Source organism: Pontibacterium sp. (genome assembly GCF_041587635.1).
Taxonomy (GTDB): Bacteria; Pseudomonadota; Gammaproteobacteria; order Pseudomonadales; family Balneatricaceae; genus Pontibacterium.
In genome coordinates, this window is the sequence record NZ_JBFGYC010000720.1 from 1 (window position 1) to 1516 (window position 1516).

Below are 1516 nucleotides of genomic sequence, written 5' to 3' on the forward strand. Positions count from 1 at the left end.
CAACTCCGTTGCGGTCATAACACCGCCGTATTCCAGGATCAGCTCAGCGATGTCATTTCTTAACTGAGTGACGTCCTGGGTCTTACTCCATTTAGTCAACAACTTTTCCTGAATCTGTCGCACCTCACTGGACTCGATACTGGCCGCAGCACTCAGACTTACTCTTGTTGGCCAATACACATTGTGAAGCCCATGAGGAGGCTCGGCATCTAAACGCCCAAGATATTCATTCAGGAAGCGAAGACGAGACGGGTCGGTTGCTTTCGTCACTTTTGGCATGACATGGGAGAACAGACGGTCAACACTGGCCAGAGTCGTACTGTCTCCTTTGGCCAAGACAGGCAGTTGTTGCTCGTTACCCAGTAGGGTTATCAACTTTCCAATAGCGTCTGAAAGCTCTTTGCGGGTATTAATCCCCACACCTGCCATACGCACAAGTTCATTGCGAGGCAAGCTGATAAGCTCAGATACTGTGTTGATATTCAAACGGCTGAGTGTATCCAATGCCTGAACTGACAGTTCCAGCAAACCAACTTGGGTATTAAGCTCTGCTTCACTGATCGGGCAAGTCTTACTCTTTTTATCTGTGATCTGCGTCTGCTGGCTTGCCATATGAAAGACCATGCGCCAAGCACGCAGCATTTCACCCGCGCTGGCGAAACGCTCGCCGATATTACGTGCCAGAGCTTTCTGGAAAAAGTCCGCCATTGCATCACGCACGACAGGGTCAAACACACGGCGTTCAACTTCCAGTTCACCATCAATAAGGTTTGGCATCCCTTTAGAAGAAGCCCATCCTGGTAAGGCTCCTGCTGCCATTTCGTAAAGCGTCAACGCGCATGAAAAGCGTTCAGCATAATCATCCCAACGACGACGTCCGGCATCACGAATAAACGGATCCATGTAGGCAGCCGTACCCGCAGTGAAGTTATCGGTTGGGGTAGAGGAAAGTGAGAAATCAAACAGCACGAGGTGCAGTTGATTACCTTGCATCATCAAGCCAATGTTTTCTGGTTTGATATCCCGATGTGCTATCCCTTTTTCTTCCAAAAGGCAGAGTGCGCTCAGCAAGTCGTCGCCAAAACGTTCCAGCAACTCAAACTGAATTGCGCCATAGGTACGTATCCTTTGCGCTAAAGAACCTTCCGAAGCAAAGTCGAGTAATAATCCGGTATGGCCAAGTAGCTCCACTGTCTCATGATGTGCAATGATCGACTGGTGGCGTAGTTTTCTTAATGTATTGCCCTCACTACGCAATCGTTTATTCTGATCCGGCTCGGAGGATAATTTGAGTACACGTTCTGCATCCTCGTGCTTCACCAAAAAAACAACGGAACTTGCGCCTTTTCCAATTGGACGTATGACCTCTATTCCGCCTTCGAAGGTATCTCCCTTTCGAGCTTCCACTGGGTTTGAGCTTCGCTGCGTCTCAGGGCGTTCAATTTCATCTTCAACCTGATATAGGTGTTCAAAGAACTCATCCATGGAGCCGATACGGTTATCAGGATTGGGGTGC

The 1516-nt window shown here is 48.9% G+C and carries 1 protein-coding gene; it reads right to left on the reverse strand.

What is annotated here, in order from left to right; translation table 11 throughout:
* Positions 1-1516 (reverse strand): protein kinase (locus ABYW01_RS21115; RefSeq protein ID WP_372836549.1); only part of this gene is annotated, 1516 nt, incomplete at both ends.